The 17,518-nt window shown below is 46.2% G+C and carries 17 protein-coding genes and 1 tRNA gene; 10 read left to right on the forward strand and 8 right to left on the reverse strand.

Annotated elements, in window-relative coordinates:
- Positions 1 to 8: 8 nt before the first annotated feature.
- Positions 9 to 839 (reverse strand): efflux RND transporter periplasmic adaptor subunit, encoded by an 831-nt coding sequence (locus tag MRK00_04210; protein ID MDR4516575.1) that lies wholly within the window; start codon positions 837 to 839, stop codon positions 9 to 11.
- Positions 840 to 1,042: 203 nt separating this feature from the next.
- Between MRK00_04210 and MRK00_04215 the strand changes: the two genes are divergently transcribed.
- The 5 genes from MRK00_04215 to MRK00_04235 all read left to right on the forward strand — a co-directional run bounded on the left by MRK00_04215 (position 1,043) and on the right by MRK00_04235 (position 3,528).
- A complete protein-coding gene (locus MRK00_04215) occupies positions 1,043 to 1,630 on the forward strand; it encodes an OmpA family protein (protein MDR4516576.1) in 588 nt (195 codons plus the stop codon).
- Positions 1,631 to 2,132: 502 nt separating this feature from the next.
- Entirely contained in the window at positions 2,133 to 2,405 is a 273-nt protein-coding gene (locus tag MRK00_04220; GenBank protein ID MDR4516577.1) for a CopG family ribbon-helix-helix protein, read from the forward strand.
- Positions 2,393 to 2,686 carry a type II toxin-antitoxin system RelE/ParE family toxin gene (locus MRK00_04225; protein MDR4516578.1) on the forward strand — a complete coding sequence of 98 codons (294 nt, stop codon included), beginning with the start codon at positions 2,393 to 2,395 and terminating at the stop codon, positions 2,684 to 2,686. Before MRK00_04220 ends, MRK00_04225 begins: the two co-directional genes overlap by 13 nt.
- Before the next feature lie 217 nt (positions 2,687 to 2,903).
- Positions 2,904 to 3,236, forward strand: coding sequence for a type II toxin-antitoxin system RelE/ParE family toxin (locus tag MRK00_04230; protein MDR4516579.1), 333 nt, complete (start codon positions 2,904 to 2,906; stop codon positions 3,234 to 3,236).
- The gene (locus MRK00_04235; GenBank protein MDR4516580.1) at positions 3,226 to 3,528 is read left to right on the forward strand and encodes a helix-turn-helix domain-containing protein; all 303 of its coding nucleotides are present in this window, start codon (positions 3,226 to 3,228) and stop codon (positions 3,526 to 3,528) included. The genes MRK00_04230 and MRK00_04235 overlap by 11 nt, the downstream gene beginning before the upstream one ends.
- Positions 3,529 to 3,988: 460 nt before the next feature.
- Here MRK00_04235 and MRK00_04240 read toward each other — a convergent pair whose 3' ends face one another.
- The gene (locus tag MRK00_04240) at positions 3,989 to 5,200 is read right to left on the reverse strand and encodes an IS110 family transposase (protein MDR4516581.1); all 1,212 of its coding nucleotides are present in this window, start codon (positions 5,198 to 5,200) and stop codon (positions 3,989 to 3,991) included.
- Positions 5,201 to 5,494: 294 nt separating this feature from the next.
- Here MRK00_04240 and MRK00_04245 point away from each other — a divergent pair, with 294 nt between their 5' ends.
- On the forward strand, positions 5,495 to 6,694 hold the full coding sequence (locus MRK00_04245; protein ID MDR4516582.1) for an ISNCY family transposase: 1,200 nt from the start codon (positions 5,495 to 5,497) through the stop codon (positions 6,692 to 6,694).
- A 437-nt stretch (positions 6,695 to 7,131) separates the two neighbouring features.
- Here the strand turns inward: MRK00_04245 and MRK00_04250 are convergent, their stop codons facing one another.
- Both MRK00_04250 and MRK00_04255 read right to left on the reverse strand, forming a co-directional pair.
- Positions 7,132 to 7,494 carry a hypothetical protein gene (locus MRK00_04250; GenBank protein MDR4516583.1) on the reverse strand — a complete coding sequence of 121 codons (363 nt, stop codon included), beginning with the start codon at positions 7,492 to 7,494 and terminating at the stop codon, positions 7,132 to 7,134.
- Positions 7,495 to 7,891: 397 nt separating this feature from the next.
- A tRNA-Asn gene (locus MRK00_04255) sits at positions 7,892 to 7,967 on the reverse strand.
- 458 nt (positions 7,968 to 8,425) lie between these two features.
- Here MRK00_04255 and MRK00_04260 point away from each other — a divergent pair.
- Positions 8,426 to 9,775: a hypothetical protein gene (locus MRK00_04260; protein ID MDR4516584.1), complete on the forward strand. Its 1,350-nt coding sequence runs from the start codon at positions 8,426 to 8,428 to the stop codon at positions 9,773 to 9,775.
- Positions 9,776 to 9,777: 2 nt separating this feature from the next.
- Here the strand turns inward: MRK00_04260 and MRK00_04265 are convergent, their stop codons facing one another.
- Together MRK00_04265 and MRK00_04270 are read right to left on the reverse strand one after the other, a co-directional pair.
- Positions 9,778 to 10,986 (reverse strand): murein transglycosylase A, encoded by a 1,209-nt coding sequence (locus tag MRK00_04265; protein ID MDR4516585.1) that lies wholly within the window; start codon positions 10,984 to 10,986, stop codon positions 9,778 to 9,780.
- Between the two features lie 280 nt (positions 10,987 to 11,266).
- The gene (locus MRK00_04270; GenBank protein MDR4516586.1) at positions 11,267 to 12,013 is read right to left on the reverse strand and encodes a Nif3-like dinuclear metal center hexameric protein; all 747 of its coding nucleotides are present in this window, start codon (positions 12,011 to 12,013) and stop codon (positions 11,267 to 11,269) included.
- A gap of 77 nt (positions 12,014 to 12,090) precedes the next feature.
- On the opposite strand from MRK00_04270, the gene MRK00_04275 reads away from it, so the two are divergent.
- Together MRK00_04275 and MRK00_04280 are read left to right on the forward strand one after the other, a co-directional pair.
- Positions 12,091 to 13,230 (forward strand): Do family serine endopeptidase, encoded by a 1,140-nt coding sequence (locus MRK00_04275; GenBank protein ID MDR4516587.1) that lies wholly within the window; start codon positions 12,091 to 12,093, stop codon positions 13,228 to 13,230.
- A 39-nt stretch (positions 13,231 to 13,269) separates the two neighbouring features.
- Complete coding sequence (locus MRK00_04280; GenBank protein ID MDR4516588.1) at positions 13,270 to 14,919, forward strand: hypothetical protein; 1,650 nt, start codon at positions 13,270 to 13,272, stop codon at positions 14,917 to 14,919.
- A gap of 245 nt (positions 14,920 to 15,164) precedes the next feature.
- On the opposite strand, the gene hslU is transcribed toward MRK00_04280, so the two are convergent.
- Both hslU and hslV read right to left on the reverse strand, forming a co-directional pair.
- Complete coding sequence (gene hslU / locus MRK00_04285) at positions 15,165 to 16,499, reverse strand: ATP-dependent protease ATPase subunit HslU (protein ID MDR4516589.1); 1,335 nt, start codon at positions 16,497 to 16,499, stop codon at positions 15,165 to 15,167.
- A 58-nt stretch (positions 16,500 to 16,557) separates the two neighbouring features.
- Positions 16,558 to 17,079 (reverse strand): ATP-dependent protease subunit HslV, encoded by a 522-nt coding sequence (gene hslV, locus MRK00_04290; GenBank protein ID MDR4516590.1) that lies wholly within the window; start codon positions 17,077 to 17,079, stop codon positions 16,558 to 16,560.
- A 67-nt stretch (positions 17,080 to 17,146) separates the two neighbouring features.
- Between hslV and MRK00_04295 the strand changes: the two genes are divergently transcribed.
- Positions 17,147 to 17,380 (forward strand): hypothetical protein, encoded by a 234-nt coding sequence (locus MRK00_04295; GenBank protein ID MDR4516591.1) that lies wholly within the window; start codon positions 17,147 to 17,149, stop codon positions 17,378 to 17,380.
- The last annotated feature ends 138 nt before the right edge of the window (positions 17,381 to 17,518 follow it).

Raw genomic sequence — 17,518 nt, forward strand, 5'->3', positions numbered from 1 at the left:
TCTGGTTCTCAAATGTTACGGTCTGCAGGTAGACTAAAGAATACCGTACCGCTCATGCCGGCCAAAATTTCCGAGGTTTCTTCTTTAAAACTTGCAAATATTCTTATAGTTTGAGAAACGGGATCGACCCTGGCGCCTACTCTTGAAACTTCTATCACGTGTTCTTCTCCGGTTTCATCGATTGTTATATGACTGCTGATACCAGGCTTGAGCCAACGTAACCAATTTGAGGGTACGATCATTTCAACTTCAAGACTTCTATCATCCAGAATTTTCATGATTTCACGGCCCGGTTCTACAACCTCAAAGGCGTGTGCATTGACATCTGTTACACGACCATCCCAAGGTGCAATAATTTGACATTCACGATTACGCGCTCTGCTAGCGCGTAACTCAGCTTGTGCTTTATCGAGTTGGGCTTTTGAGACTTTAAGCTCAAGTGAGCTTACCGCATCAAATTGCGATAGATCCTCATTGTTTTGATAAATCATTCTTTTAGCCTCAACTTCTGCTTGGGAAGCCCTAAGCTCTGCGCTTTGCCTATCGCACTCAAACTGAACCAAATGATCACCTTGTTTGAAATAATCACCGTTTTTAAAATTAATTTTTTTAATCTTAGAGAATAATTCAGTTGATAAAACGGCTTCACGCAAAGGTTTTATCAACGCTCTCACCTCAGTCATCGCAGCAGTATCCGATAATTTGCTTACCGTTTCTTCATCAAGTACAGTGCTGGTAATCGATATATCACTCAATGCTTGTGGATCAGCCGCTTTGGCTGTAATAATCCATAAAAACAGATAGAGTAACAATAAAATTTTGCAGCAGTTTTTTTTCATCAATCTTGTTCAGAAAAATTAATTTCGATGCCAAGCCTGTTTTATAAACAAGTTCGCCTGTTTTATACTGCTATGTATTAAACAGCAATCTGATTCGGTGTAAAGCTGAAAAAAAAAGAACAAATACTGCATATTTAATTATTTTTCCCACATAGATGGTGCTGATAGTAATTTGCAGCCTATAAAATTAGAGGTTGAAAATCTTGAAAAAAATTTATTCGAATAATACGGTTATTGCATTGATAATCTTCCCTATGCTGTTTTCTTGCGCTGCTTTACAACAAGAGGCGCATTTTGTTCAAACAGAACAACCGGAACTATCTACTTCAGATTCTTCTGAATTGGCGCCTTCCAGACCGATGAATGCACAACCTGAACCACCTTCCAAACCTGCTTCTGCGAATTATGGAAGACTGATAAAGTTTATTTCAACAACAGACATTCTTTTCGATTTTGATAGCGCAAGGCTAAAACCAGATACCAACAAAGTGCTGGAGTACGTTGCAAAGGAACTGCAATCTCTGCAGAATGTAGTTGAACTCACCGGATATGCCGATCGTATAGGTCCTAAAAGTTACAATAGAAATCTTTCTTTGAGACGCGCAGAGTCCGTGAAAATATATCTCATTTCTAAAGGGATTGACCCTCAGGAAATTACAACCTATGGTATGGGCGAAGAAAATCCGGTTACCGGTGACACTTGTGACGAAAATCTCGGACGGGAATTATTGATAGAATGCTTATCTCCTGATCGGCGGGTTGAAATTGAAGTGAAATGGGAAGATCAATGAGGTAGTCTCGTAACTGCTTCTTTCATGGTAATCGGCACAACCGCGCAACTTGATGTGAAATGGTTAGTATGCCGCTTGCTGTACACAACTCGGTCTTCTTCGTCAATAATCACAACAAAATACGGTTGAGCTGATGTTATGCGATTGATCTGATAAGGTTTCGACCCATCGACCCCCAACCTATAAGTCCGGCGATCAGTGGCATCAGCGGTAAGTCCAAGAAAAGTATGGCTTCCCGACCAGGGCTCGAACCTGGGATCTGCGGATTAACAGGTATTTTAAACCGGCTGTTTTTATTCACTTAACGCCCGCTGGTGCTCGCCAACGTACGTGGACGATGGGCAAAATTGTCACATGTCGGGTTTTGAAAACCATTTTTGAAAGGTGACCACTGCTTAATTGAATTATGTGGTGCTGTTTTTTGAAATGTTTTCAAAATGATCAAGTCATAATTATGTTATAGTTACCCAATAGTAATACCTTTTAATATTTTTATTAAGCCATGTCAACATCAATTAAACTCGGCGAAGATCTGAAAAATAGAATTCAGAACTTGGCAAACATGCGTCATCGTTCTGCGCACTGGATTATGCGAGAAGCAATACGTGAATATATTGAACGCGAGGAAGCAAGAGAAAGATTCAGGCAAGAAGCTATGGAATCCTGGACAGCTTATCAAGAAACCGGTAGGCATCTTACCAATCAAGAAGTGCGAAATTGGTTAAATACTTGGGGAACTGAAAAAGAAACAAAAGCGCCTTCATGCCACGAGTAATTATTACCGAAGGAGCGGTAGCAGGATTGGAGCGTTGCCGTTTGTTTTTAGCCGACAAAAATCCTCATGCCGTATTAAAAGCTGCTCAATCCATCGAACAAAAACTTACAATTCTGGAAACTGATCCAAAGATAGGTAGACCACTTAACGACTTTCCTGAACTTCGAGAGTTAATTATTCCTTTCGGGGACTCTGGTTACGTGGCTCTTTATCACTTTGATGAAAATAACAATTTAGTTTATGTACTCGCTCTCAAACACCAGAAAGAAGCAGGATATTGAGGATTTAGTAGTTCCTATTTGTCGTTCAAATGTGCTGCCAAGTGTCTTTTGGCTCTGGTTTATTCAGCTTAAAAAATTACTATCCGTAATGCGGTGTTTCCTTTTTTATTGGTTGAGCTGCCGATATCCTCTCGGAAGAACGTGTTGTTCATGGGATTGTTTTTCTGTTAGGTGTTAAGGGGCTTGACTATTGTTATCATAATTGATAACTTTAGTGATGACATGGACGATCTCGTTCTTTAACGAGAAGGTCGAAGCGGAAACACTAGCATTGCCGCCGGGGATCCTCTCCAATTTCCTGCGCATCGCGGAATTGATTCAGGAATTCGGTCCCGATCTTGGACGGCCTCACACCGCGCCATTGGGCCGGGGATTGTTTGAAATCCGGGCCAAAGGACGCGAAGGCATTTCCCGGTCGGTATTTTGCACCGTCAAAAACAGGGAAATCGTCATTCTCATAACCGTGATCAAAAAGGGGAACAAAATCCCCAAGCGCCAGAAGGAGACGGCGCAGAAACGAGCGAAAGAGGTACAAAACGATGACACATAAAAGGCCAACATTCGATACATTCAAACAAACGGCGTTGAAAGACCCGGAGGTCAAAGCCGAATACGATGGGCTTTCCACCGCGTTCGAGATGAAACGCCAGATGATCGCCTTGCGTAAACGTGCAGGCGTAACTCAGGAACAAATGGCGGTTTTGCTGGGCACCAAGAAAAGCAACATCTCCCGGCTGGAAAGCCTGAACTCGAGTATCTCGCCAAGACTGGCCACGGTCGAAGATTACGCCCGCGCCTTGGGTTATTCGATCAAAATCAAATTCGAACCGCGTACACATTAAAGTCGTAATCAGAATTACATCGACAGGTCGAAATCTCGATTCTACTTCTATTGGTGTAACGTGTTGTTTTACTGCGCTTTCCGCTGCTCGAACAAGTGGTATCGACAATGACACACTTTGGAGCATAATTCAGGATGATATCCCAGAATTGCTATCGGTGTTAAAAGTACTGAAAAAGAAAGCGCAAACATGAGGTGGTTCGATAGATTTCAGTCGAGCACGTGATTGATTGCATCTCAGGACGTTACATCGTCTTAATAAATGTTTCACGCCGGCCTCCACGTGATGTCACGTGACAAAGCACGTTCAGAAATTCCAAACAGAATGATCTTGACATAGAGTGAAACATACACTCATTTCTCATTTTTTCTTTATTCGCGACCTGACCCTGGACTTTTCTTCGCGACCTGACCCTGGACTTTTCATTTTTATTCGCGACCTGAACATCCCGCTCGAATTTTCAAGTGTTTTTGTTTATTTCTGATCGAGTTTCATATATACGATTCTGCTTCAACATTTTGAAAATAATACGACAGAGTTGTCGACCGAGCGCGCGAACAGCTTGGTTATGTGATTTTCCTTCGATACGTTTTTTCTCGTAGTAACGTTGCGATTCAGGCACATACTTACGATGTTTATCAACAGCGGTCATCATTGCACCCTTAGCACGTTTGTTAACATGTTTTGGTGCTTTTGAGCCACGGAATTTTCCAGAGCTATTGTCGAGGTTAACCATACCCAAATAAAGTGCCAGACTGCGTTCGCTGGCAAAACGATCAATGATGCCGATTTCGCCCGCTAACTCTGAAGCGCTGATCACGGCGAATCCCGGAATACTATCAATCAGCTTCGCAGATTGGGATTCTTGCATTAACGTTTTGCAACGCAACTCCAATGCTTTGATGTCGTTTTTGAGCACCAATATACGATGGGCATCTTCAATGATCATTGCGCCGACCCATTCCACTTCATGACTAAATGACGCTTGTGGTTGCCATGCCTTGATTAGGGCTGCATATTTTCGGCCTATACGGGGAATCTTATTGAGTGACGATAAGCGCAGACGCGACAGTTTTGTCAATTCGTCAACGCTGGTGATGAAGCGTAAGAACCAAAGATTATCAGCATCTTTTGTGATGTCCAATAGACCGGGACACACAGCGTGGAGATCGCCCTGAAGGCGACTTTGGAGGCGACTCTTTTCATCTACCAGGGCACGGCGGCGGCGACTCAAGCGTTTTAGCATGTCATTTTCACGCGGAGTCGGCATAATTTCCTGGAGAACATCTTTGGCTAATGGCAGGTGGTCTTTCAACTGAAATAGCTCCAGACCTTTACACGCATCAATACGATCATTCTTGGCTGCAGCCGGAAATATTTCTTTAAAGCGCGCCAGCTTCAAATTGTTAATGTTGTAAAGTTGATAACCACGTACTTTCACCAGACTATCCAAAGGCCGTGCATAGCCATTGTAGCCTTCCATTGCCACAGCAACTTCATGACCATGTTGCTGGCAATGATGTTCAATACGTTCAAAAAATTGTTTAAATCCTTCCGGGCGGTGGAGAATGTCAAATTCATCCAGTACATCGCCATTGGGCAAACCGATTGCTACGCTATGCTGGCGACAACCAACATCAACACTGACACAAATTTGTGGGGCGTTATTCATAATTATTGGGGTCTCCATATCATTAAGACAAAACCTAAAATCATCCGTCGGTCTCGTCTACATACAGAGCCACAATCAATTGATCGGCACCATCCCGTACGACACTCCGGATGATGCAGGAGGACGGGGACGGCATTTCAAGTCTAGCGAACCAGAATCCCAGCCGCTGACCCCGTGAGCCACATCCCCGTCCAATGTCTATACTAACTGCTTGAGATTGTAGAGAACAAATAAACTGTCCGGGTATGTAGCAAATGATTTGTCCGGATTATCTTAGTCCCAGGAGGGACAAGGATGAAACGGACAGAATGGCTACAGGAGACACGGAAGATGAGATTTGAGGAAGCCTATGGGAATTATAAAAGTGGGAGTATCACGCAAGACGAAGCAGCAAAGCTGCTTGGTGTATGTGATCGCACATTTCGGCGCTACATGAACAAATACGACGAAGGTGGTCTGGATGCGTTATTGGACAAGCGGCTGACCCAGGCATCGCACCGCTGTGCGCCAGTGGATGAAGTGATGCGTTTAACGGAACAGTATCGCAACCGTTATTCTGGCTGGAATGCCAGGCATTTTCATGCATGGTATTGCAAGGACGGTGGCACACGCAGTTATACGTGGGTTAAGAGCCGGTTACAAGAAGCTGGGTTGATCAAACGTACATCAAAGCGTGGCGCGCATCGAAAACGTCGTGAACGCTCACCACTGACCGGAATGATGATTCATCAGGATGGCAGCACCCATGAATGGGTAGCCAATCAGAAATGGGATTTAATCGTCACTATGGACGATGCAACCAGTGAACATTACTCGATGTTTTTTGTTCAGGAAGAAGGCACTGCCAGCAGCTTCAGAGGCGTTCAGGCGGTGATAGAGAAGCAAGGATTGTTCTGTTCCTTTTATTCAGACCGAGGCAGTCACTACTGGCATACACCAGAGGCTGGTGGCAAAGTAGACAAACATAATCTTACGCAGTTTGGACAAGCCATGAAGCGGCTCGGAATTGAAATGATCGCGGCCTACTCGCCACAGGCGCGTGGACGCAGTGAGCGCATGTTCCGCACCCATCAAGAACGTTTACCCAAGGAACTGGCGCTGGCAGGCATCGCCGACATGGAAACGGCAAACCGTTATCTGCAGGAAGTCTATATGCCTGCTTTTAACGATGAATTCAAGCAGCCTGCTGCGGTAGATGGATCAGCATTTGTACCCTGGATCGGTGGAGAAATTGAGGATTTCCTGTGCGAGCGTCATGAGCGTGTCGTGGGTCATGACAATTGCGTCAGCTTCAACAACTTGAAGCTGCAAATTCCTGCCAATCAACATCGGTGTCATTACGTGAAGGCCAAGGTGACAGTACTGCGCTATCCCGACGGCAAGTTAGCGATCTTGCATGGGCCGCGGAAAATTGCCCAGTACGATAAAGCAGGCCAGGAAATAAAACATGATGAAAAGCTGTTGCGTAAATCCGCCGCCACAGCTTCGCAATGAACATCGAGAGGAGTTCACTGCGTTTAATTGCAAAGCGGACAGTTTATTTGCTATAAAACCGGACAATTCTATTTGTTGACAACACTAACTGCTTGAGATGTGGCTTGTCATCCTGCAAAATTCAATGGTAGACCCTGGCCTTTTCATTCATTCACCATTGAACAACGATAAAACCGACGACCCTGAATAGTTTTTCGTATTTGCTATCTGGTACTACTCATGGAAGTTCGAATGTCATGAAAACCCTAACAATTAGTCGCTATTCAAGAATAAAAGAACTGCATATATAATTAATAAAACTATAGCTATTTTGATTTTTGCCTTTGTAGGTACTCCTGAATAATCTTTACCACCCAGCGGATCCAATTTGCTTAACACAGCGTACCCAACAGCGAATATTCCAAGTATAGCAACTACTCTTATCACATAATCCATTATTACCTTTTTATTGTTTGATTTGGTAAAGTTTTTTTTCTACAGAAATCTATAGCATTGCTGGCAATTTTGCGCATCCTTGGAGTAGGACTCGATGCACCATTGATTGAAAAATTTTTGATATCATCAGGTTTTGTGTTACTAACTACTTGATCGGCGTAACATATACACCATTTTTTTCGCTCTGAATTTGCTAAATTAGGGGTAGACTGGCTAGTTGATGCCATGCATGTATTATAGGTTCCTTTTTTGACGCGGAACCGTTGTGAACCTTCGAGTTCGGCAATAGCAATTAATGGATATCCAAAAAGCAAAGCGCCTAGAATAACGAAAGTAAATTTATTAAATACATGCGAAAATTTCATCTTGTCTCGATATCCATCCCTAAGTCTAAATTTTTATGTGCTTCAGAACTGGAAGTACACGAATAAGAAATGTAAATACTTCTATACTTTTCCTCCGTTCAAGTAACACGGGGGCTACAAATACATCTATAGGAAAATTAACAGATTTTTGAAATCATAGCTACAGAAAAAAGTTAATGATTTTTTTATAACAAAAGCCGCAGTTTTCCGTTACAGGTTATAGAATCCCGCTGCCCTCCGGAACTATGCGTCGTTCTTACCCAGAAATGGGCAATAGCAAAAATCAGAAACAAAAGAAATGATTATTTGTAGATAGTTATTTTTGATATTCTGCCTATCAACCCCCAACCATAAAGTCCGGCGATCAGTATCATCAGCAGTAAGTCCAAGAAAAGTATGGCTCCCCGACCAGGGCTCGAACCTGGGACCTGCGGATTAACAGTCCGTCGCTCTACCAACTGAGCTATCGGGGATTTGGTGAAGATGTGAATCTTAACGGTTTGAGTCTTTCCGGTCAACAGTCTGCGGCTTCCGGGGTAAAAATTTGTTTAGCGGTTGTTTTCAAGAAACAGAAAACGCACTGTTGAATTCTTTTTTGCCTATCTTCTCTGCATTGTCAGAAACGATTAATCAATCGTGTGCGGTTACACACAGATTGTGTCTGGATGACCAAGGCAGGACAATGTAATTTACAGCCATATAGGGATGATGGTACCTTAGGGGCTGCTCTCAATGAGTGAGTTATTTCTGTTGTCCCTGAAATGGTGTCAGGCAAGGCATGAGAAGCGTGGTTTGGTTATTCCAAATAAGCGACGAATAACTCGGCATGGCACCATTCCAGGAACAACCCCTACGGTCAAATAGGTTATTCCGACGTCTTTGGATTTAATTGCCGGCAGTTTCCCAGAATCTGTCCGGGCAAGTTTTTATTATGAGTGAAGTCGATTCATTAAACGAATATTTTTCCCAACGCATTGAGTCGCGTGCGATTCATCAGAAATATGAAGCCGGACATTGTCTCTCAGGCACTGAAAATCATGGATTCTCGCCGGAATCCTTGTATCTGAATCAATATTTTCATAAGCGGCTGGAACAGGTCAGGACGGATTTTCAGAGTAAATCAACCATATTATGCGTACCGATCCCTGAGAATGGCAGCATTCCCAGACTGCTGAACGATGTTTTTAACATCGAGGCGGTTTCCCAGATGGTTGCCAAGGCGCTTGGGACCGGCGAGCAGCCTGCGCCAGATGTCGATGTGCCTATTGAAGTTGAAGATCATGATTTTTTTGAAACGGAAATACTGGAAGGCGATGAAGCCGGTGAAGATAACCGTCAGGAAATCCGGGCAACGGGAGTTTTGAAATTTTTTGACCTGGTTCCGGACTGGCTATCCAATAATCTGGATGCCTCGATTGTACCTTTTGAAGACCGCTGGCTCGCTACACTGGATGTTCATATCAAAAGCACCGGTCATATTATTGTCAGCCCCGTTCCACTGGGTTTGCAGTTGGATCCCTATACAAACAGAAGAATAGTGATCACTTCATTTATGCAAGGTCAGATCAATACGAATGAGGATGTGCCTTATCCATTGGAGGTCGAGCTGGATTACGATCCAATGCTGGGTTTTCTTGACGATGAAATCGAAATTCCCGGCGCCGGCCAAAAAACAATTATGGCAATACATGAAATTTACGATTCTGGCGATACGGTTGATGAACAGATTGCAGCCTTGAAAAATGCGGAGCAGGAACAGGAAAATTTCATGAATGAAGTGATTTCGGAGGTTATACCCGATAATCAGACCGGAAACGCCGCCGATGAAGAAGACGAAATGGTGGAAGATGACGAACTGATGGAGGTCGAGTTATCTTTCGCCGGTCACCGCAAGGATGAAATCGAATTAACGCTGGAACAGCAGGTTGTTGTTTATGTCGATCCCAAACATCTGGATTACGCCAAGGCGCAGCTCGCCGACGATCTTGTTTTTTTGACAGCCGATATGTCGTTTTCCGTCGGCTTGTACAATCCGGGCGCGCCGCCGGAAGGTTATGAAAATTCCGAAAAGAATGATTTTCTGCAGTTTTACCTCAGCATCAAGGAAGGCAACGGCGCCAAATTGAAAGATGCCATTGTATTGCATGGCGGGCCGCTTCTGAGGCTGGCCAAGTTGAAACTGCCCAGCCATCTGCCCAGAAAAAAGCCGGACAATCCCAACACTCGGGAATTGGTCAATAATGACGCCGCTTCACTGGATGTCACGCAAACCGGTTACTGAGATTATTGCTGAGCAAGCTGTGGTGCAGTGTAGCCATGCGGCATCAGCACCCACATTTTACCCTGTTGCTTCATCTTCCCGGCCTGATTACCGGCTTCCGGACCATAACCCCAGAAAAAATCCGCGCGTATGCCGCCTTTGATCGCGCCGCCGGTATCTTGCGCCACCATTAAACGATTGAGCGGCTTACTGGAATTTGGCCATGTCGTCGCAAGAAAAACCGGCGCACCCTGGGGTATGGAACGCGGATCAATTGCAATACTGCGGCCAGCGGTTAACGGCACGCCCAAGGCGCCAATCGGGCCGCTCAGGTCACCGGGTAATTCACGGAAAAATACAAACCGCGCATTTTGCTGCAGTAACGCGGGCAGTTTATCGGGGTTTTGCTGACCCCATTGTTTAATGCCCTGCATGGAGGCCTTCTCCAAAGGCAATTCTCCTTGCTGCACCAAAATACGTCCGATCGAATTATAGGGATAGCCATTTTGATCCGCAAAGCCGATTTTGATGGTCTCGCCCGTGTCGAGTTCTATTCTTCCCGAACCCTGGATTTGCAGAAAGAATAATTCAACTTCATCGTCTACCCAGAGCAATTCATAACCATTCAGTATAGCTGGGTTGTTCATGATATCTGCACGGCTATAGAATGGCACGACTTTCCGGCCATCGAGGCGTCCGCGCAATCGCAGATCCTTGAGTTCTGGATAAAGTTCGCCCAGGTCAATAATCAGCAGTTCATCCGGCGCGGCGTATAACGGATAACGATAGCGTTGCGAAGACTGGCGGCTGCCGCGCAATAACGGCTCATAATAACCGGTTACTAGCCCTTCTTCGCTGCCGTCAGTGCTGACAATCCGATAAGGTGTGAAATTGTTTTCAAAGAAGTTCCTCAGGCTGTCATTATCGACAGATCGTAAAAATGATGCTGCAATACAGGTTTCCTGCCATAGCGGCCGGTTCTTCAGCGCATTGCAGCTTTGCAGAAAAGCCTGCCAGGCGGGTCGTAAATCGTCTTCCCTCCAGCCGGTCAGATCAGACCACTGTACCGGAATATGCGTTGAAAGAAGCGATTTTTCCTGCACTGTTTCTTGCACTGTTTCTTTGGGTTCCGCCGGCTGTATCGTTTTTTCCGCAGGTTCGGGCGCATTACTCGCACAAGCGGTCAGCAGCACAAGCAACAGCATAATCGGAAAACAAGATTGGTTTTTCATCAAATATTGGTTAGAGTTACATCTTTAAAAGATTAACTATACAACAAGCGTGGAATTTTTTATATGGAAAGCTGGTGGTTACTGTTAGTTGAAGCCGCTCTGGCGTTGGGATTGTTTATTTTTATCATCTGGTGGACGATGTTTGCGGGGAAAAAGAAAAAAGACAAACAGGATTAATGCAATGAAATGCGCATTGGCGCCGGGCAGCAGCCAGGCGGAGAAAACCCGCGTCAAGATTTCGATAGCCGCTTGACGGAAAAAACAGACCGTCGAAAGCCCGCTATACAGGATTGTCGATATCGATAAACTGATGCTGAATGCTGAACTGCTGCGCCAGATGTTCGCCCAGCGCCTGCACACCGTATCGTTCCGTGGCATGATGCCCTGCTGCAATAAACGCAACGCCGGATTCGCGCGCCGCATGCACGGTCTGCTCGGAAATTTCGCCGGTAATGTAGGCGTCAACACCCTGTGCGATGGCCGCGTCAAAATAGCCTTGGGCGGCACCGGTGCACCAGGCAACCTGCAGGATCGATTGTTCAGGATTACCTATGACGAGCGGCTTGCGTGACAGCGCCCGCGAAATTTTTTCGCTCAGCGCATTCAGTGTCATCGATTCAGTCAGTTTTCCAAGAACAGCGATATCCTGTTCGCCAAACCGTTCTGTTTCGATAAAATCCAGCCGTTTGGCCAGCTGGGCGTTATTGCCCAGTTCCATATGAATATCCAGTGGCAAATGGTAGGCAAACAAGTTGATGTTATTTTTTATCAGCGTCGCAATGCGCCGGCTTTTCATTCCGGTGATGCGGGCATCTTCACCGCGCCAGAAATAACCGTGATGCACAAGCACTGCGTCGGCATTGTTTGCCGCCGCCGCGTCCAGCAGTTGCAGCGATGCCGTGACGCCGGTAACAATTTTGTGTATGGCTTCCCGCCCTTCCACTTGCAGTCCATTTGGGCAATAATCGCGGAAGCGGGTAATGTCCAGCAGTTGATTTAGATAATTTTCAAGTTCATTTCGAAACATGGGTTTTTTTCCTGTGTGGTTACACTACAATACATGTCGCACTGTAAATCAGTTATTTTTTGGAGTTTAAAATATTCATGTACAGGCTTTGGTTGATTTTTGCACAGACTGCAACAATTTTACTGGCAATATTTTTTGTCGTTTCCACGTTACGTCCCGAATTATTACCGTGGAAGCCCCGCGGAGAACTCGTCACGATCAAGGAAGCAGCGCCCAGTCTGGTTGAAACCAGGCCTGACAGCTATTATGAGGCTGCCAGCCGTTCAATGCCGTCCGTAGTCAACATTTTTACCACAAAGGCGGTTAAGGAATCACCTCACCCGTTACTCAACGATCCTGTTTTCCAGCGTTTCTTTGGCGAACAGTTTGAATCCAGATCGCGCCGCAGGTCAAACCTGGGTTCAGGCGTTATTGTCAGTTCCAATGGCTACATCCTAACCAATCATCATGTGATCGAAGCGGCTGACGACATTGAAGTTGCGTTAACAGACGGGCGCAAAATCAAAGCGCAAGTAATCGGCTCAGATCCTGAAACCGATCTGGCTGTTCTGAAGGTTGATCTTGAAGATCTTCCGGCAATTACTTTCGGCCAATCCCTGCAAGCCAAAGTTGGCGACGTCGTTCTGGCTGTCGGCAATCCTTTTGGGGTCGGCCAGAGTGTCACAATGGGTATTATCGGCGCATTGGGGCGCACCAAAGTTGGCATCAATGTTTTTGAAGAATTCATTCAAACCGATGCGGCGATCAATCCCGGCAATTCCGGTGGCGCGCTCACTGACACCAGCGGCAATTTGATTGGCATCAATACGGCAATTTACTCCCGCTCGGGCGGTTCGCTGGGTATCGGCTTTGCGATCCCCGTGCATGTGGTCAAAGAAATCATGGAGCAAATTATTCAATCCGGCGGCGTGATACGTGGCTGGCTGGGTGTCAGCATGCAGGACATGACTACCGAACTCGCCGATTCATTCGGCCTGGATAATGTGGAAGGCGCTTTGGTCGGCGGCGTTCTTAAGGATGGACCGGCGGATAAAGCCGGAATCAAGCCCGGTGACATTTTGATTGCGATCGAGAATCAGCCGGTCCGGAATTCTTCAGAACTACTCAACAAGGTTGCCGCACTCTCACCGGGAGAAACCGTAACGGTCAAGATTATCCGCAATAAACAGGAAAAAAATATTCAGATCAAAGCTGGCGTAAGACCCAAGCAAATGTAAGCATAAAAAAACAATTTTGTCGACCACCAATAGAGAATCATGAAAAATTCATTTGTAACCGGTTTTATCGCTGTTGTCAGTCACTGGTTTAGCGCCAATATCATTTCGCTGGGACGCGAAATGCGGCTGTCGTACATGCCGCCGCTGATGGTTTATGTAGCTGCGGGCATTTCGGGATTAACCGGCATTGTTGGCACGTTCTACGTCAAGGAAAAGCTTGGATTATCGGCGGAATTCCTGGCGATGCTTGGATTCTGGATGATGCTGCCGTGGGCACTGAAAATGCCGCTTGGCCATCTGGTTGACCTGATGTGGCGCTGGAAAGGCCTGCTGGTCTATTTGGGCGCCAGTTTGATCATGCTAAGCCTGTTCATTATGATCGGCCTGCTCGGACATACCGAAACCATGACATCGATGGCTTCCGTCGAAACCTGGTTTGTCACTTCAGCATTACTGGCGCCAATCGGTTATGTTTTACAGGATGTCGTGGCCGATGCGATGACAGTGGAAGCCGTGCCGCGTGTTGACGAGAACGGACAAAAACTGGACCCGGAAAAACGCAAACTCATGCATGTCACCATGCAGACCCTGGGTCGCGTGGCTATCGTTGGCGGCGGCATTCTGGTTTCAGTTGCGAATGTTTTTCTGCTGCGGGATGCCGCAACGCTACCTGAAGCCGAAAAGGAAGCGGTTTATTTGCTTGTTTATGAATTGGCGCTCATCATCCCGCTGGTTTCCGTGTTGGGTGTTGTCCTGGCTTCATGGCTTCATCAACGTGAAATAAATCGATTCATCAAACAGGGGCACAGCAGGCAGGAAGCAATCAATTTGTTGTCTGTCCACGACGAACCACCTCCGGTTAACTGGTGGATTCTGGGCGGTGGGCTGGTTTTTACGCTCGCCTCATTGACCGTGGGGATCAGCCGCATGCCGGGTGGCGAAGAAGTGATTTTTCTTATCTCCATGACAATCGTGCTGTTTCTGATGTGGCGCCTCACGGGCGAACTTGAGCCGGAAGCGCGCAATGTACTCGTGGGCACCGCGATTCTCGTTTTCATCTTTCGCGCCATTCCGGGACCGGGTGCCGGTTCAACCTGGTGGATGATCGATGAACTGGGGTTTGACCAGCAATTCCTTGCGGTGTTATCGCTTGTTGGCGCATCTTTGACGCTGCTGGGCATGTTTATTTTCCGCCGTTTTATGGCTGAACGGTCTATCGCGTATATTATCGGCTTTCTGACCATTGCCGGTACATTCCTGTCGCTGCCGATTATCGGCATGTTCTTTGGCTTCCACGAATGGACTGCTGCAATGACGGGCGGTGTCGTGGACGCGCGTTTTATCGCATTAATCGATACCGCGCTGGAATCTCCATTAGGACAAATCGCCATGATCCCAATGCTGGCATGGATAGCCAATTCGGCACCGGACAAGCTCAAGGCAACATTTTTTGCTGTGATGGCATCGTTTACCAATCTGGCGCTGTCCGCTTCACAACTTGGAACCAAATACCTGAACCAGTTCTACGAAGTCACACGCGAGGTGCAGGATACCGTTACCGGTGAAATTACAGTACCTGCCGATTACAGTGAACTGGGACAGTTGCTGATTACGGTTACTGTCATAGGTCTGGTTTTACCGATTGCATCCATCATTTTCGTGAAACATTCACGTTTTCGCAATGCGTGATCGGCGCAATGTTTCCCTGCAGAAGGATAGTCCGCCGGAGTAGTCGGTCAATAGGCGCAAATGGCGGGTAATTCACCGTCTCCTCCGGCGAATAAATAGCAACACGATCTGTATAATGGATACCTATCAAGCTGAGTATTCGACTCTCCCTTACGAAAATTCAGACTATGATCTCTCCTTGTGATTGTGTTTAAAAGCATCTCTCCCCCAGAGATGCTTTTTTTTGTGTGTTTATCCGTGAGCGCTTACAGAACGTAACGCGCTAAATCTTCGCTTTGAGACAAATCTTGAAGACGTTCATCCACATATGCGGCATCGATTTCTATGGTTTTTCCGCTATGTTTTGGCGCATCGTATGAAATGTCCTCAAGCAATCTTTCCATTACGGTATGCAAACGCCTGGCACCGATATTTTCTGTTTTGTTATTCACGGAGAAAGCGATCTCTGCAAGCCGCTTGATGGCGTCAGTTGTAAATTTGAGGGCAATACCTTCCGTTTCCAGCAGCGCTTCATATTGTCGTGTCAGACAGGCATCGGTATTGGTAAGAATCTGTTCGAAATCGCTGACGCTCAAACTGGCAAGTTCAACCCGTATCGGGAAACGTCCCTGCAACTCGGGAATCAGGTCGGACGGTTTGGTCAAATGAAACGCGCCGCTGGCAACGAATAGAATATGATCTGTTTTGATCATGCCATATTTGGTGGAGATGGTTGTTCCTTCTACCAATGGCAGCAAGTCTCTCTGCACGCCCTGACGCGATACGTCACCGCCCGACACGTTGCCTGACCGGCTGGTTATTTTATCGATTTCATCGAGAAAAACGATGCCGTTTTGTTCAACATTCTGAATTGCACTGAGTTTGAGCTCTTCATCATTGATCATTTTGGCGGCTTCTTCTTCAATCAGCAGTTTTCTTGCTTCACGGATAGTGAGTTTGCGCGTCCGTTTTTTCTCGCCGCTCATGCTCTGAAACATGCCCTGTATTTGTGAAGTCAGGTCTTCCATGCCGGGCGGTGCGAAAATTTCCATATTGGCGCGCGGCGCAGCAATTTCGATGTCGATTTCCTTGTCATCCAGTTCGCCTTCCCGCAGTTTTTTACGGAATTTCTGCCGGGTTGAATTATCCTGTTCGGTTGTGCTGAGGTGCGAATCAAAATTGCGTGCAGGCGGCAGTAATGCGTCCAGTATCCGCTCTTCCGCATGGTCTTCTGCAAGCGGCTGTTTTTTTCTGGTTTCTCTTTCACGCGACTGTTTAATTGCCGATTCAGCCAGATCACGAATAATGGAATCGACGTCGCGCCCGACATAACCCACTTCGGTAAACTTGGTGGCTTCTATTTTGATAAAGGGCGCATCGGCCAGTTTGGCCAACCGCCGCGCGATTTCGGTTTTACCGACACCGGTAGGGCCGATCATGAGAATATTCTTGGGCGTGATTTCCTGTCGCAACGGATCGGCAATTTGCTGCCTGCGCCAGCGATTTCTGAGCGCAATAGCCACTGCACGCTTGGCCGAGTTTTGTCCGATGATATGTTTATCCAGTTCATGGACAATTTCTTGAGGAGTCATTTGTGACATAGTTATAAACTGAGATTATTGAATTATTGTATGTGCGATTGTATGAAACGTGACAAACTTAGCCAATGGTTTCAATGACATGATCCTGATTGGTATAAATGCATATGTCGCCCGCAATGGTCAATGCCTTGCTGACAATTTCCCTGGGCGGTAAATCGGTATTTTCCAGAAGTGCGCGCGCTGCGGCAAGCGCATAGGATCCGCCACTGCCGATAGCGGCCAGACCAAATTCGGGTTCGATAACATCGCCCGCGCCGGTTATGATCAAGGTAGCCTCTTCACTGGCGACCACCAACATCGCTTCCAGTCTGCGAAGAATTCGGTCCGTGCGCCAATCCTTGGCGAGTTCAACAGCAGACCGCATGAGATGACCCTGATGGGCTTCAAGTTTGCCTTCGAAGCGTTCGAACAGGGTAAATGCATCGGCCGTTCCACCAGCAAAACCGGCCAGCACTTTGTCATGGTAGAGTCTGCGAACTTTGCGTGCACTGGATTTGGCCACGACCGCGCCTAAAGTAACCTGGCCATCGCCGCCCAGCGCGACGTGATTTCCTCGTCTTACTGATACGATTGTTGTCATTGTGTTTGTTATTTATTTTTAATTTCGTTTCAAAAATAAGATTATACCGTATAAAAGATAATCAATTTTGGCAGAAAATTATCCCGGGATTCACGTATATGATGTAAGTACCTTCCACTCACTTACAGCTATTTCAGCATCAATTCTCAATCCAAAGCAGCGTGAAATTCGAAAAACCGGCGCAGCATGTCGCTATTTTCCTGAGCATTTGATGACATGTTTGACAGGTTTTTGGCTTTTTAGTACAGTCGATAGCATCAAAAACAGTATCGGTATCTTTTTGCCCGTTTTCTTAGGCTAATTCTCATCTGGGCATTGATCACCAAAAGCTTCCATAACAGTTTGCATTTTTGGTTGTTTTAGTGCTTTCTGAACATTCTGGTTTTCTGAAGAAAGGTTTATATTCTTCTTAACCTTGACTTAAATGACTTTGTAACAA

This window comes from Nitrosomonas sp., from assembly GCA_031316255.1.
Lineage (GTDB): Bacteria > Pseudomonadota > Gammaproteobacteria > Burkholderiales > Nitrosomonadaceae > Nitrosomonas.

Coding starts and splice junctions, on each gene's coding strand:
- MRK00_04210 (MDR4516575.1), bottom strand. CDS start 839: ATGAAAAAAAACTGCTGCAAAATTTTATTGTTACTCTATCTGTTTTTA.
- MRK00_04220 (MDR4516577.1), top strand. CDS start 2,133: ATGTCAACATCAATTAAACTCGGCGAAGATCTGAAAAATAGAATTCAG.
- MRK00_04225 (MDR4516578.1), top strand. CDS start 2,393: ATGCCACGAGTAATTATTACCGAAGGAGCGGTAGCAGGATTGGAGCGT.
- MRK00_04230 (MDR4516579.1), top strand. CDS start 2,904: ATGACATGGACGATCTCGTTCTTTAACGAGAAGGTCGAAGCGGAAACA.
- MRK00_04235 (MDR4516580.1), top strand. CDS start 3,226: ATGACACATAAAAGGCCAACATTCGATACATTCAAACAAACGGCGTTG.
- MRK00_04240 (MDR4516581.1), bottom strand. CDS start 5,200: ATGAATAACGCCCCACAAATTTGTGTCAGTGTTGATGTTGGTTGTCGC.
- MRK00_04245 (MDR4516582.1), top strand. CDS start 5,495: ATGAAACGGACAGAATGGCTACAGGAGACACGGAAGATGAGATTTGAG.
- MRK00_04250 (MDR4516583.1), bottom strand. CDS start 7,494: ATGAAATTTTCGCATGTATTTAATAAATTTACTTTCGTTATTCTAGGC.
- MRK00_04260 (MDR4516584.1), top strand. CDS start 8,426: ATGAGTGAAGTCGATTCATTAAACGAATATTTTTCCCAACGCATTGAG.
- MRK00_04265 (MDR4516585.1), bottom strand. CDS start 10,986: ATGAAAAACCAATCTTGTTTTCCGATTATGCTGTTGCTTGTGCTGCTG.
- MRK00_04270 (MDR4516586.1), bottom strand. CDS start 12,013: ATGTTTCGAAATGAACTTGAAAATTATCTAAATCAACTGCTGGACATT.
- MRK00_04275 (MDR4516587.1), top strand. CDS start 12,091: ATGTACAGGCTTTGGTTGATTTTTGCACAGACTGCAACAATTTTACTG.
- MRK00_04280 (MDR4516588.1), top strand. CDS start 13,270: ATGAAAAATTCATTTGTAACCGGTTTTATCGCTGTTGTCAGTCACTGG.
- hslU (MDR4516589.1), bottom strand. CDS start 16,499: ATGTCACAAATGACTCCTCAAGAAATTGTCCATGAACTGGATAAACAT.
- hslV (MDR4516590.1), bottom strand. CDS start 17,079: ATGACAACAATCGTATCAGTAAGACGAGGAAATCACGTCGCGCTGGGC.